Origin of the sequence: Saccharopolyspora rectivirgula DSM 43747, from assembly GCF_000497205.1 — a bacterium.
Classification (GTDB): domain Bacteria; phylum Actinomycetota; class Actinomycetes; order Mycobacteriales; family Pseudonocardiaceae; genus Saccharopolyspora; species Saccharopolyspora rectivirgula.
In genome coordinates this window covers 16,102-29,103 of sequence record NZ_AYJW01000053.1, presented here as the reverse complement: position 1 = coordinate 29,103, position 13,002 = coordinate 16,102, and the positions used below count along the sequence as shown (strand labels likewise).

Annotated in this window: 12 protein-coding genes; 9 read left to right on the top strand and 3 right to left on the bottom strand. The window is 67.8% G+C overall.

Going from position 1 to position 13,002, the window contains the following annotated elements:
- Together SREC43747_RS0114395 and SREC43747_RS0114390 are read left to right on the top strand one after the other, a co-directional pair.
- A partial coding sequence (locus SREC43747_RS0114395) for an Hsp70 family protein (RefSeq protein ID WP_029721988.1) occupies positions 1 to 540 on the top strand: 540 nt, incomplete at its 5' end.
- 76 nt (positions 541 to 616) lie between these two features.
- On the top strand, positions 617 to 1,084 hold the full coding sequence (locus tag SREC43747_RS0114390; RefSeq protein ID WP_051388041.1) for a nucleotide exchange factor GrpE: 468 nt from the start codon (positions 617 to 619) through the stop codon (positions 1,082 to 1,084).
- On the opposite strand, the gene thiI is transcribed toward SREC43747_RS0114390, so the two are convergent.
- On the bottom strand, positions 996 to 2,270 hold the full coding sequence (gene thiI / locus SREC43747_RS0114385; RefSeq protein ID WP_081722604.1) for a tRNA uracil 4-sulfurtransferase ThiI: 1,275 nt from the start codon (positions 2,268 to 2,270) through the stop codon (positions 996 to 998). The two genes, SREC43747_RS0114390 and thiI, sit on opposite strands and share 89 nt — an antisense overlap.
- 246 nt (positions 2,271 to 2,516) lie before the next feature.
- Positions 2,517 to 3,704 carry an FAD-dependent oxidoreductase gene (locus tag SREC43747_RS0114380; protein WP_029721984.1) on the bottom strand — a complete coding sequence of 396 codons (1,188 nt, stop codon included), beginning with the start codon at positions 3,702 to 3,704 and terminating at the stop codon, positions 2,517 to 2,519.
- Positions 3,705 to 3,793: 89 nt separating this feature from the next.
- Here SREC43747_RS0114380 and SREC43747_RS0114375 point away from each other — a divergent pair, with 89 nt between their 5' ends.
- The 6 genes from SREC43747_RS0114375 (at position 3,794) to SREC43747_RS22165 (ending at position 9,015) form a co-directional block, all read left to right on the top strand.
- On the top strand, positions 3,794 to 4,564 hold the full coding sequence (locus tag SREC43747_RS0114375) for an IclR family transcriptional regulator (RefSeq protein WP_029721983.1): 771 nt from the start codon (positions 3,794 to 3,796) through the stop codon (positions 4,562 to 4,564).
- Positions 4,565 to 4,621: 57 nt separating this feature from the next.
- Entirely contained in the window at positions 4,622 to 5,938 is a 1,317-nt protein-coding gene (locus SREC43747_RS0114370; RefSeq protein ID WP_051388040.1) for an MFS transporter, read from the top strand.
- Complete coding sequence (locus SREC43747_RS0114365; protein WP_029721981.1) at positions 5,938 to 7,017, top strand: cupin domain-containing protein; 1,080 nt, start codon at positions 5,938 to 5,940, stop codon at positions 7,015 to 7,017. The genes SREC43747_RS0114370 and SREC43747_RS0114365 overlap by 1 nt, the downstream gene beginning before the upstream one ends.
- Complete coding sequence (locus tag SREC43747_RS0114360; protein WP_029721980.1) at positions 7,017 to 7,826, top strand: fumarylacetoacetate hydrolase family protein; 810 nt, start codon at positions 7,017 to 7,019, stop codon at positions 7,824 to 7,826. The genes SREC43747_RS0114365 and SREC43747_RS0114360 overlap by 1 nt, the downstream gene beginning before the upstream one ends.
- 9 nt (positions 7,827 to 7,835) lie before the next feature.
- Entirely contained in the window at positions 7,836 to 8,558 is a 723-nt protein-coding gene (locus SREC43747_RS0114355; RefSeq protein ID WP_029721978.1) for a maleylpyruvate isomerase family mycothiol-dependent enzyme, read from the top strand.
- A gap of 322 nt (positions 8,559 to 8,880) precedes the next feature.
- A complete protein-coding gene (locus SREC43747_RS22165) occupies positions 8,881 to 9,015 on the top strand; it encodes a hypothetical protein (protein WP_269077847.1) in 135 nt (44 codons plus the stop codon).
- A 69-nt stretch (positions 9,016 to 9,084) separates the two neighbouring features.
- Here the strand turns inward: SREC43747_RS22165 and SREC43747_RS0114345 are convergent, their stop codons facing one another.
- Positions 9,085 to 9,762 carry an MBL fold metallo-hydrolase gene (locus SREC43747_RS0114345; RefSeq protein ID WP_029721977.1) on the bottom strand — a complete coding sequence of 226 codons (678 nt, stop codon included), beginning with the start codon at positions 9,760 to 9,762 and terminating at the stop codon, positions 9,085 to 9,087.
- 366 nt (positions 9,763 to 10,128) lie between these two features.
- On the opposite strand from SREC43747_RS0114345, the gene uvrA reads away from it, so the two are divergent.
- The gene (uvrA, locus tag SREC43747_RS0114340; RefSeq protein WP_029721976.1) at positions 10,129 to 12,990 is read left to right on the top strand and encodes an excinuclease ABC subunit UvrA; all 2,862 of its coding nucleotides are present in this window, start codon (positions 10,129 to 10,131) and stop codon (positions 12,988 to 12,990) included.
- Positions 12,991 to 13,002 lie beyond the last annotated feature (12 nt).

The window sequence follows — 13,002 nt, the reverse complement described above, 5'->3', positions numbered from 1 at the left end:
GGCGTGCCGCAGATCGAGGTCACCTTCGACATCGACGCCAACGGCATCGTGCACGTCTCGGCCACGGACAAGGGCACCGGCAAGGAGCAGTCCATCAAGATCAGCGGCGGTTCGGCGCTCCCGAAGGAAGACATCGAGCGGATGGTCAAGGACGCCGAGGCCCACGCCGAGGAGGACAGGCGGCGTCGCGAGGAGGCCGAGACCCGCAACCAGGCCGAGTCGCTGGTCTACCAGACCGAGAAGGTCCTCACCGACAACGCGGACAAGATCTCCGCCGAGACGCGCCAGGAAGTGCAGGACGCCATCAAGGACGTCAACGAGGCCCTCAAGGGCGACGACGTCTCGGCGATCAAGTCGGCGATGGAGCAGCTGGCCACCAAGTCACAAGCGATCGGCCAGGCGATGTACGGCCAGCAGGCCTCCACGGGCACCGACCAGGCGGCCGGGGGCGCCGGAAGCCAGGGCGGCACCTCCTCCGGCGGCGACGAGGACGAGGTCGTGGACGCGGAAATCGTCGATGACGATGAGCGGAACAAGTGATGTTCGCACCACGAGGAGCAAGCTGCCGGTCCCAGCCGCCAACCCCCGGCAGCCTCCCCCGGCAGCGGAAGCGGCGGTGGACGCACCCCGATCCGCCGCCGGGGAACTCGACCAGCTCCGAGCCGAGCGGGACGAGTACCTGAGGGCTTTGCAGCGGCTCAAAGCCGAGTTCAGCAACTACCGCAAGCGCATGATCCGCCAGCAGACCCAGGTCGTGGCGGAGGCCACGGAGGATCTGGTGCGCCGGCTGCTACCGGTCCTGGACGCGCTGGAGCTGGGCGCCCAGCACGTGCCCGATCAGCTGCGCCCCGTGTTGCGCCAACTGCAGGACACGCTCGCTGAAGAAGGTCTGCAGCGGTTCGAACCGATCGGCGCCGACTTCGACCCCACCGAGCAGCAGGCGGTGGCGGACGAACCGGTCGTCCCGCTGCGACCGGGCAGCAGCCGGGAAACGGTCAGCTCAGTCCTGCGCCCTGGATACCGGCTGCGCGGGCGCCTGCTGCGGCCGGCTCTGGTTCGGATCCGGAGTCGACCTCGCACGTAGCCACCGGCTGCTCGGAGCTGCCCAGGTCGATCACCTGCACGTTGGCCAACACCTGCTCCACGAGGGAATCCACGCCGACCCGGCCTTCGACCTTGCTCAGCTGGCCCACCGTGGACCGGGTGGCCACCTGCGGCGGCATGATCAAGCTGCAGCAGTCCTCGTCGGGCAGCTTGGAGATGTCGTAGGTGCCGATCCGCCGGGCCTCGTTCATGATCTCGGTCTTGTCCCAGCCGACCAGCGGGCGCAGCAGCGGGAGCGAGCTGGCCTGCTCGGTCGTCGCCATGTTGCTGAGGGTCTGGCTGGACACCTGGCCGAGGCTGTCGCCGGTGATCAGCGCCTGCGCGTTCAGCTGCTGGGCGAGGACGTCCGCGATGCGCACGAACAGCCGGCGCTGGGCAACGATCTGCAGTTCACCGGCACCGGCCGTGGCCAGCGCCCGCTGCGCCTTGCCCACCGGTACCACGTGCAGCTTGGAGTTGCCCTGGAATTGGTTGAGCCGGCGCACCAGCGCGTACGCCTTGTAGGTCGAAGACGGACCGGTGAACGGGGCCCCGGTGAAATGGACGAAGTCGCACCGCAGACCGCGCTTCATCATCCGGTAGGCGGCGACCGGGGAGTCGTAGCCGCCCGAGAGCAGCGCCAGGGCACGACCGGAGGAGCCCACCGGCAGCCCGCCCTGGCCGCGCAGGTGCTCCACGGAGATGAAGATCTCCCGCCAGTCGACCTCGACGAAGACCTCGACCTCCGGGTTGCTGAGGTCCACCGGCCAGTTCAGCTCGTCGCACACGCGCTGGCCGATGAAACCGGCCAGCTGGGAGGAGCTCATCTGGAACGCCTTGTCCCGACGGCGGGCCTTGATCGCGAACTTCTTGGCCGCTTCGCCGCCGTAGCGTTCGCGCAGCATCTGCACGACCATCCGGGCGGCTTGCTCGGGGTTCTTCGGCACGCGGTAACCCGGCTGGACGACGCTGATGCCGATCACTTCGCGTAACCGATCGACCAGCGGCTGCTGGGGGCCCGAGGCGGTCACCACCGCTACACCGGAGCGGCGTTCGATGCGGGCGTTCGGATCCACCTCGGCAACGGCGTGCTTCAAATTGCGCAGCAGCTGCCGTTCGAAGATGTTCCGGTTGCGGCCCTTGATGGCCAGCTCACCATGCTTGAGCAGCACGCAGGGCTGCGCCATGAATTCCACCCCTTAAAAACGCTCACCTGCCCGATGCCTGTGCAGCACACCGAGTAGCGCATGGACGACGTTTTCGAGGATACGTGCTCGCTCGCGGGGCGAGTGAGCGCACCGGGAAGTGGCCTGGAGCACTGCTGTGCCGCGCTGCGGCCGCGGCAGCTGCGCCGGAGCCGGGCCAGCGGAACCGGAATATCTACTGTGGACATCTGGGTGCGGGCGCTGTCGCACCGGGCGGTGATGGACCTGTCACGCTCCGTACAACCAGTCGATGTGCTTGTAGTCGTTGGGGGAGCGGGTGGCCAGCAGCTCGTTGCGGAGCGATCGGGCCAGGCCGTCCACGTGCCAGATGTCTCCCCAGGTGCGAGCGGTGGTCTGCACCTTCGACGCCTGCGGTGCGCGGATCTGCTGGGTGGCGCTGAAGACCTCCTCCCAGTCGACGCTCTCGCCATCGCGGTGCTTGCCCACCTGGCTCCCCAGCACTTCCGCGTCTTCGATCGACTGGCAGGCGCCCTGGGCGAGGTACTGCAAGGTGGCGTGGGCGGCGTCGCCGACCAGCATCAGTCGACCGTTGGACCAGTTGCTGATCGGAATCCGGTCGTACATCTTCCAATGCCGGTCCCGCCACAGCGAGTCCAGGCCTTGGCGAACGCGGTCGCAGCACTGGGCGAACGCGGTGTCGAGCTCGTCCGGGCCGCCCCAGTCGGCTTCGCCGGCGAAGTACTTCGGGCTGCGGAACACGGCGACCAAGTTGGCCATCTTCCCCTGCCGGAGCCCGTAGTGCACGAAGTGGCACCCCGGGCCCATCCAGGCGATGACCTCGTCGAGGTCGACGTCCGGCCGCTCGGAGATCGGCACGGCGCCCCGGTAGGCCACGTAACCGGAGCAGACCGGTTCGTCGTCCACGACGTGGCTGCGCAAGCGCGAGTTGAGGCCGTCGGCCCCAATGACGACCTGGCTCTTGAGGGCGGTGCCATCGCTCAGGTAGGTGCGGGCGGAGTCGGATCCGGTCTCCACCCGCTCCACGGTGCTGTTCGTCTGCAGCTCGACGCCGGCTTCCCGGCACGCCTCGAGCAGGATCCGGTGCAGATCGCTGCGGTGCACGACGACGTAGGGAGCCCCGTAGTGCTGCTGGAACTCCTCGCCCAATGGGAGGTGGGTCAGCTTCTCGCCGGTGATGGCATCGCCCAGGACGAGTCGTTTCGGTTCTACGCCGGCGGCTCGGACCTCGTCGAGCAGGCCCCAGTTGTCGAGGATGCGGGTGGCGTTCGGGCCCAGCTGCAGCCCGGCGCCGACTTCACCGAATTCCGGAGCGCGTTCCAGCAGTCGGACCGACAGTCCTTGCTGGCGCAGTGAGAAAGCAGTTGCCAGTCCGCCGATTCCGCCGCCGACTACGATCACGTCCTGGCTTTCGGACCCCGATGTCCGGTTGTTCATTGGCTGTTCTCCTTCTGCTCGTGGCGGATCCAGCGCGAAGCGTTTGCGAAAGTACTTGGAAATTCGGCTGCGCAGAATAGGATTCCGCCATGAAGAACAGGCCGCCTTACGCGATCGCTTCGGTGGACAACGCGCTGCTGCTCCTGCAAATGCTGCGCGATCAAGGGGAACTTCGGGTCAGCGAAGCGGCCGAAGAGCTCGGCATAGCCCGCTCCACCGCCCACCGCCTGCTTTCCATGCTGGTGTATCGGGATTTCGCGATCCAGGACGACCGGCGGGTTTACGTCCCGGGGCCCGCGCTGAGCGCGAACTTCGTTGCTGGATCGATAAACCAGCAATTGCGCAAGGTGCTGCACCCGCACATGGACGCGTTGTGCGAACGAGTGCAGGAGACGGTGAACCTCATGGTTCGGGTGGGCACCCAGACCAGGTTCCTGGCCAGTGTCGAATCGACTCAGGTCCTCCACGTCGGCGATCGCCGAGGAACGATCCTCCCGGCGCACTTGTCCTCCGGAGGCAAGGTTTTGCTGGCAGAACTCGAGGAGAACCAGCTCGAACAGCTCTACCGGCCGGAGGGAGCGGCGAGTCCGCTGTCCAGTCGGGAATGGAGCGCTCTGCGGCGCGAACTGAAATCCGTTCGGAAGAACGGGTACGCGCTGAACCAGGAGAGGACCGAAGTCGGGGTGTGCGCGGTCGGGGTCCCGGTGCGCAATCCAGCCGGGCACGCCGTGGGCGCCCTGTCCATCTCATCGCCTTCGGTGCGCTTCCGCCGGCAGCAGATCCCCTTCCTGGTCGGTGAACTCCGGTCGACGGTCGCCCAAGCGGAGCAGGAATTGCGTGAAGCAGGAGAATTCCAATGAATTCTTCTTAGCAGAATGGTATTCGGCATGCGGGACATGCCGAATACGGTCTAGCGCATGCCGCACACTGACGTGCGCCCGGGCCGATCCGGCCGGGCAGCTTTCCTCGTCGTCGCCCTGTGCTGGGTGACGGTCGTCTTCGACGGCTACGACTTGATCGTCTACGGGACGGTCCTGCCGGAGTTGCTCCGCGAGCCCGGGTGGGGGCTGACCCATCAACTGGCCGGTTTTCTGGGAAGCCTCGCCTTCGTGGGGATGCTCCTGGGTGCGCTGGTCGCCGGCGCGCTCTCGGACCGGATCGGGCGGCGTCGGACGGTTCTGCTGTGCACGACGTGGTTCTCGGTCTTCACCGTGCTCTGCGCGGTGGCGTGGGGGCCGGTCGCGTTCGGCGCTTTCCGCTTCCTCGCCGGTCTCGGGCTCGGTGGTCTGGTGCCCTCGGCGAACGCGCTGGCTGCTGAATTCGTTCCAGAACGCCGCCGTTCCACGGTGTCCACGCTGATGATGTCGGGCGTGCCCATCGGGGGCAGTTTGGCAGCGGTGCTCGGGATCGGGGTGATCCCCACCTGGGGCTGGCCGAGCATGTTCTGGGTGGCCCTGCTCTGCTTGGTGGTCGTGCTGCCGCTGTGCTGGTGGAAGCTCCCGGAAACAGCTGCTTACTACCGGGCGCGCGGTGATCTCGAACGGGCGGAGTTGGTGGAGCAGCGGTTCGGCGGAATTTCGAGTCGCAGCGGCGAGGCCGACGAGAGCGCGGATGAAGGCCTGTTCTCGCGCAAGTACTTGGCCGCCACAGTTCTTTTTGCACTGTCTACATTAGCTACTTTGTTCGCCTGGTACGGCTTGGGCACCTGGCTGCCGCAGTTGATGAGGGAATCCGGGTTCAACCTAGGTTCTTCTCTGGCCTTCCTGTTGGCGTTGAACCTCGGAGCCGTTGCCGGTTCCTTGCTGACGGCTTGGGCGGGGGACCGGTTCGGGCCGGTTGTCACCGGAGTGGTGGCTGCTTTCACCGCTGCTGCAAGTCTCGCGGGATTGCTGACCCATCCATCCAATGCGGTCACATATGCGCTCTTGGTGCTGGCCGGAGTTGGTACGCACGGAACGCAGTGCTTGATCATCGCTGCCGTTGCGAACCACTACTCGTCCCGTCAACGGGGCACAGCGCTGGGTTGGGCGCTGGGCATCGGTCGGATAGGCGCTGTGGTTGCTCCACAAGCCGGAGGCCTGCTGCTGGCCGCCGGCTTCGGCGTCGGGGCGAACTTCTTGGTCTTCGCGGCAGCTGCTGCCCTTGCCGGTCTGCTGCTGTGGGTTTGCCCGCGGCCTGCTCCGGTGCGGAGAACTCGGCCAGCTGTCGGGATCGGAATTGTTGAGGAGGGATGATGACGTCGACTCAGCCGACCGATGAAGAAAAAGCTGAGCTGGACGAGCTGTACGCGGACTTCGCCGCCGAACACCTGAATCCGTTGTGGACTCAGTTGGGCGATCTGATGCCGATGGAGCCCAAACCCCGGGCGGTCCCGCACGTGTGGCGGTGGAGCACGCTCTACCCGCTGGCCCAGCGGGCGGGCGAGCTGGTCCCGGTCGGTCGAGGCGGGGAACGCCGGGCGATCGCACTGGCCAACCCCGGCTTCGGAGGGGCCCCGTACGCCACGCCCACGCTGTGGGCGGCGATCCAGTACCTGGGGCCGAAGGAAGTGGCTCCGGAGCACCGGCACAGCCAGAACGCCTTCCGGTTCGTCGTCGAGGGCGAGGGCGTGTGGACCGTGGTCAACGGGGACCCGGTCGCCATGCGCCGCGGCGACTTCCTGCTCACCCCGGGGTGGAACTTCCACGGCCACCACAACGAAACCGACCAGCCGATGGCCTGGATCGACGGCCTGGACATCCCGTTCGTGCACTACACGGACTCGGCGTTCTTCGAGTTCGGTTCCGAGCAGGTCACCGATGGCAAGACCCCGGACGTCTCGCGCTCCGAGCGGCTGTGGGCGCACCCGGGGCTGCGACCGCTGTCGGGGCTGGACGCTCTGCCGAACTCGCCGATCGCGGCGTACCGGTGGGAGCACACCGACGCGGCCCTGCGCGAACAGCTCGCCTTGGAGGACGAGGGGTACCCCGCCACCGTCGAACCGGGGCACGCGGCGGTGCGCTACACCAACCCGACCACCGGTGGGGACGTGATGTCGACGATCCGGGCGGAATTCCACCGGTTGCGCGCGGGGGCGTGGACCCGGCCGCGCCGCGAGGTGGGCTCCTCGGTGTGGCAGGTGTTCGAGGGAACCGGCGAGATCGTCGTCGACGGGACCGAGCACCGGGTGGAGAAGGGCGACTTGATCGTGGTGCCGTCGTGGTCCAAGTGGTCGCTGCGTTCGGAAGGTGGTTTCGACCTGTTCCGGTTCTCCGACCACCCGATCTTCGAGCGGCTCAACCAGGCACGTGTGTTCGTCGAGGAAGGGGAATGATGAAGCTGGCCACCGCACGTTTCGATGGGCGGACCGCGGCAGTTCGCGTGGACGGCGACGAAGCCGTGGAGCTGCCCGCGGCCGATGTCGGTGCGCTGCTGGCGCAACCGGACTGGCGGCACGTGGCCGCGCAGGGCGGAACTCGCCACCAGCTCTCCGGGCTCGACCTGGCGCCCGTGGTGCCCCAGCCGGGAAAGATCGTGTGCGTCGGGCTGAACTACCGCAACCACATCCTGGAGATGGGGCGGGAACTGCCGGAGCACCCAACGCTGTTCGCCAAGTACGCCGAAGCGCTGATCGGGCCGAACGACGAGATCGTTAAGCCAGCGGACTCGGACGCCCTGGACTGGGAGGGCGAGCTGGCGGTGGTCATCGGCACCCGGGTGCGCAACGCCGACGCGGAAGCGGCTGCCGCGGCCATCGCTGGCTATGCGGTGCTCAACGACGTCACCGTCCGCGACTACCAATACCGCACCAAGCAGTGGCTGCAGGGCAAGACCTTCGAGGACACCACCCCGTTCGGTCCGCACCTGGTCACCACCGACGGGTTCGAGCTGGACGCGGAGATCACCACCGAGGTCGACGGCGAGGTCGTGCAGTCCTCCAACGTCAAGGACCTCGTGTTCGGTCCGGTCGACCTGGTGTCCTACATCTCCAGGATCGTCACCCTCAACCCCGGGGACGTCATCGCCACCGGGACCCCGGGTGGGGTTGGGCACGCCCGCAAGCCGGCCCGCTACCTGTCCGTGGGCAGCAAGCTGGTGACCCGGATCGCCGGTCTTGGGGAACTGGTCAACACCGTGAGGTAGGGATTTTCCGTGAACGACCCAGTTCTGGCTCAACGGCTGCTGTGGGCTCGCCGGGGGACGGCGTACTTCGCCCGCAAGCTGAGCGAGCTGCGGGACGAGGAGTTCGACGAGCAGACCCGGCTGCCGGGGTGGACCCGACGGCACCTGATCGCTCATGTCGGCTACAACGCCCGTGCGATCGCCCGGCTCGTCGAGTGGGCCGCCACCGGGGTGGAGACCCCGATGTACTCCTCGCCGCAGGCGCGGGCGGAAGAGATCGAGAAGGGGGCCACGCTGCGCCCGTTCGCGCTTCGGGCGCTGGCCGAGCACGCGGCCGTGCACCTGAACGTGCTCTGGCGCGACCTGCCGGCAGAGCGGTGGAGCGAGAAGGTCAGAACAGCGCAGGGGCGGATCGTGCCGGCCAGCGAGACGCCGTGGATGCGGGCCCGCGAGGTCTGGATCCACGCCGTGGACCTCGACAACGGGGCGAGCTTCCACGACTTCGAGCCCGAGCTGCTCGACGCGCTGCTCGCGGACGTGACCGGGCTCTGGCAGCGCAAGCAGCAAGGGCCGTCGCTGGTCCTGCGCCCCACCGACCGGGAGTCGGCGGAGTACCGCGTGGAGGTCGAGGGCAGCGCTCCGCGCGCCGTTCGAGGCTCCACCGCGGACCTGGTGCGCTGGGTCACTGGCCGCGGGGCGGTGGAGCTCGAAGCTGACGGTGGAGAACTCCCCCGCCTGGGCAGGTGGCTGTGACCGGAACCCGTTCGCGGGGCGGCGGTGGCACCGCGCCCGCCGCCCGCCCCGCGGGGCCGCTCCGGCGCGGGCGGCCGGGAGGAACGGCGTGGTGGCGGGGCAGCGGATCGTCGCCTTGTTCGAGCGCTGCTCCCGCTTCCGTCCCCTCGAAGGGTTTTCAATCCGGGGCGAATTCACCGGAAGTGCTCAGCGTAGCCCGGATGGGCGACATTATCGATTTAACCGCTGCTTAGTGAGCCAGTAAAGTCAGCACCATTGACCGCTTCGATCATAGGCGGGTCGGGCAGAGCTCTTTGGCAAATCTGGAGAGGGGTAGCGGTCCATGGTGCGTGCCGTAGGAACGCTGGCTGTTGTCGGGGCCGGATTGCTGGGCTTCTGGGTCGGGTACCTGGTGGACTCGGTGCGCAATCCGGTGCGCGGCCACGACGGCAGGAAACAAGTCCTGGTCGCAGCTTGAGCACTTCTGGCTACATCGGACTGTTCTGCTGGACTGGTCGCGTGGCGCGCAGCCTCGCGACCAGTCAGCTCACCATCCGCGTTCCCGCCACTCGCCGAGCTTGGGGCGTTCTGCCCCGAGGGTGGAGTCGTCGCCGTGCCCCGGGTAGAACCAAGTTTCGTCCGGCAGCACGGAGAACACGCGGTTCTCCACGTCATCGATCAACGAATTGAACTCCTCGGGCGAATTGGTCTTTCCGACCCCGCCGGGGAAGAGCGAATCCCCGGTGAAGAGGTGCGGATGACCTGTCGGGTCCCGGTACAGCAACGCGATCGAACCGGGAGTGTGCCCGCGGAGGTGGATCACTTCCAACTCGCACTCGCCCACCGCGATCGTGTCGCCGTGCTCGACCAACCGGTCCGGCGGCACCGGCAGGCTGTCGGCGTCCTCCGGGTGGGCCACGGTGTTGGCCCCGGTCTGCCCCGCGACCGCGCCGAGCGCTTGCCAGTGGTCGGGATGGCGGTGCGTGGTGACGATCGTCCGCAGGCGCGGCCGCTGCTCGTCGTGGCCGAGCAGGTCCGCCAGCCGTTCCGGCTCGTCCGCGGCGTCGATGAGCAGTCCGTCACCGGTGCGGCGGCACACCAGCAGGTACGCGTTGTTGTCCATCGGACCGACCGAGATCTTGGTTATCGACAGCGCGTCGAGCTGCCGCCGGGCTGCCGCCCCACCCGGCTCCACATGTCCGGTGTAGGTCTCCTGTATCTCCACGGGCCCGAGCCTAACTCCCGCCACCCCACCAGCCGCTGATCGACGTCTTGTCCCGGGTCGGCGCAGCGGCCCGCGCCGGTGAGCACGGGCAGTGGTCGGTTCAGGACGGCCGGTGCCGATGGGGTGGAGGTGGCAAATCACGTCCGCTCCGGTGCCGGATTTGCGTATCGTCGGTTGAGGGCGGTGTTGGCTGACCGCCCGGTGCGGTGCACGGTGAGGAGTGCCGGGCAGCGGCGCAGCGCCGTGCCGGCAGAGAACTGTCGGTGCTTGCGAATAGCATTGGTACGACGACGCGCACGTGTTCAACCGGCTGTCTTCCCGGCGCGCGTCCACGGTCAACGGCGAGCAACTTTCGAAGGGATCACTGTGGCTGACCGCCTTGTCGTCCGCGGCGCCCGTGAGCACAACTTGCGCGGGATCGATCTCGACCTCCCCCGGGACAGCTTGATCGTGTTCACCGGTCTTTCCGGATCGGGGAAGTCCAGCCTGGCGTTCGACACGATCTTCGCCGAGGGGCAACGGCGGTACGTCGAATCCCTGTCCGCCTACGCCCGGCAGTTCCTGGGGCAGATGGACAAGCCCGACGTGGACTTCATCGAAGGGCTTTCCCCGGCGGTGTCCATCGACCAGAAGTCCACCAGCCGCAACCCGCGGTCCACGGTCGGCACCATCACCGAGATCTACGACTACCTCCGGTTGCTCTACGCCCGTGCCGGACGGCCGCACTGCCCGGTGTGCGGGGAGCCGATCAGCAAGCAGACCCCGCAGCAGATCGTGGACCAGGTGCTGGAGATGCCCGAGCGCACCAAGTTCCAGGTGCTCGCGCCGGTGGTCCGCGGCCGCAAAGGGGAGTACGTCGACCTGTTCGAACGCCTGCAGCAGCAGGGTTTCGCCCGGGTTCGGGTGGACGGCGCGGTGTACCCGCTGGGGGAGACGCCGAAGCTGAAGAAGCAGGAGAAGCACGACATCGCGGTCGTCGTCGACCGGCTCACCGTCAAGGCCAGCGCCAAGCAGCGGCTGACCGACTCGGTGGAGACCGCGCTGCGGCTGGCCGACGGACTGGTCGCGATCGAATTCGTGGACTTCCCCGAGGACGACCCGCAGCGCGAGCGCAAGTTCTCCGAGAACCTCGCTTGCCCCAACGGCCACCCGCTGGGGGTGGACGAGCTGGAGCCCCGCTCGTTCTCCTTCAACTCCCCCTACGGCGCCTGCCCGGAGTGCGGCGGGCTCGGCATCCGCAAAGAGGTCGACCCGGAGCTGGTCGTTCCGGACGAAGAGCTCTCGCTGGCCGAAGGGGCGATCGCGCCCTGGTCCGGCGGGCACACCGCCGAGTACTTCACCCGGCTGCTCACCTCGCTGTCGGAAGCCATCGGCTTCAGCATGGACACGCCGTGGAAGAAGCTGCCGACCAAGGTCAAGAAGGCCGTGCTGCACGGCACGACCGACCAGGTGCACGTCCGCTACCGCAACCGGTACGGTCGGGTCCGCTCCTACTACGCCAACTACGAAGGCGTCATCCCGTTCCTCGAGCGTCGGCTCGAGCAGACCGAGTCGGACTACGCGCGGGAGAAGTACGAGGGCTACATGCGGGAGGTGCCGTGCCCGTCCTGCGACGGCACCCGGCTGAAGCCGGAGATCCTCGCGGTCACCATGGAAGGCGCGGACCACGGTGAGCTCTCCATCGCCGAGCTGTGCGCGCTCAGCATCAAGGAGTGCAAGGAGTTCCTCGACGGGCTGGTGCTGAACGCGCGCGAGGAGATGATCGCCGGCCCGGTGCTGAAGGAAGTCCGGATGCGGCTCGGCTTCCTGCTGGACGTGGGGCTGGACTACCTGTCCCTCAACAGGCCCGCCGCGACCCTGTCCGGCGGGGAGGCGCAGCGCATCCGGTTGGCCACCCAGATCGGGTCCGGGCTGGTCGGGGTGCTCTACGTGCTGGACGAGCCGTCCATCGGCCTGCACCAGCGGGACAACCACCGCTTATTGGAAACCCTGGCCCGGCTTCGCGACCTCGGCAACACCCTCATCGTCGTCGAGCACGACGAGGACACGGTGCGCAACGCCGACTGGGTGGTGGACATCGGCCCGGGCGCTGGTGAGCACGGGGGCCAGGTCGTCCACAGCGGTCCGGTCAAGGAACTGCTGCGGAACCGGAACTCGCTGACCGGGGACTACCTCGCCGGGCGGAAGCAGATCCCGGTGCCGGAGGAGCGGCGTCCGCGGGATCCGAAGCGGCAGCTGACGGTGGTCGGCGCGCGGGAGCACAACCTGCGCAAGATCGACGTCTCCTTCCCGCTGGGTTGCCTGGTGGCGGTCACCGGGGTGTCCGGGTCCGGCAAGTCGACCTTGGTCAACGACGTCCTCGCCACGGTGCTGGCCAACAAGCTGAACGGGGCCCGCCAGGTGCCCGGCCGGCACAGCCGGGTGAAGGGTCTGGAGCACGTGGACAAGCTCGTGCAGGTCGACCAGTCGCCGATCGGGCGCACTCCGCGGTCGAACCCGGCCACCTACACCGGGGTCTTCGACCACATCCGCAAGCTGTTCGCCGCGACCACGGAGGCGAAGGTCCGCGGTTACCAGCCGGGGCGGTTCTCGTTCAACGTCAAGGGCGGGCGGTGCGAGGCCTGCGCCGGGGACGGAACGCTGCGGATCGAGATGAACTTCCTGCCCGACGTGTACGTGCCCTGCGAGGTCTGCAAGGGGGCCCGCTACAACCGGGAGACCCTCGAGGTGCGCTACAAGGGCAAGAACATCGCCGAAGTCCTCGACATGCCGATCGAGGAGGCCGCCGAGTTCTTCAAGCCCATCACCGCCATCCACCGGCACCTGAAGACCCTGGTGGACGTCGGGCTGGGCTACGTCCGGCTGGGGCAGCCGGCACCGACCCTGTCCGGTGGGGAGGCGCAGCGGGTGAAGTTGGCCAGCGAGCTGCAGAAGCGATCCACCGGCCAGACGGTCTACATCCTCGACGAGCCGACCACCGGGCTGCACTTCGAGGACATCCGCAAGCTCCTCGGCGTGGTGAACGGGCTGGTCGACAAGGGCAACACGGTCATCGTCATCGAGCACAACCTCGACGTCATCAAGACCGCGGACTGGATCGTCGACCTCGGCCCGGAGGGCGGTGCCGGCGGCGGCACGGTGGTGGCCGAAGGCACCCCGGAGGAAGTCGCCGAGGTGGCGGAGAGCTACACCGGCCAGTTCCTGCGCCCGGTGCTCGCCGACCGGTGACGCGGCTGACCC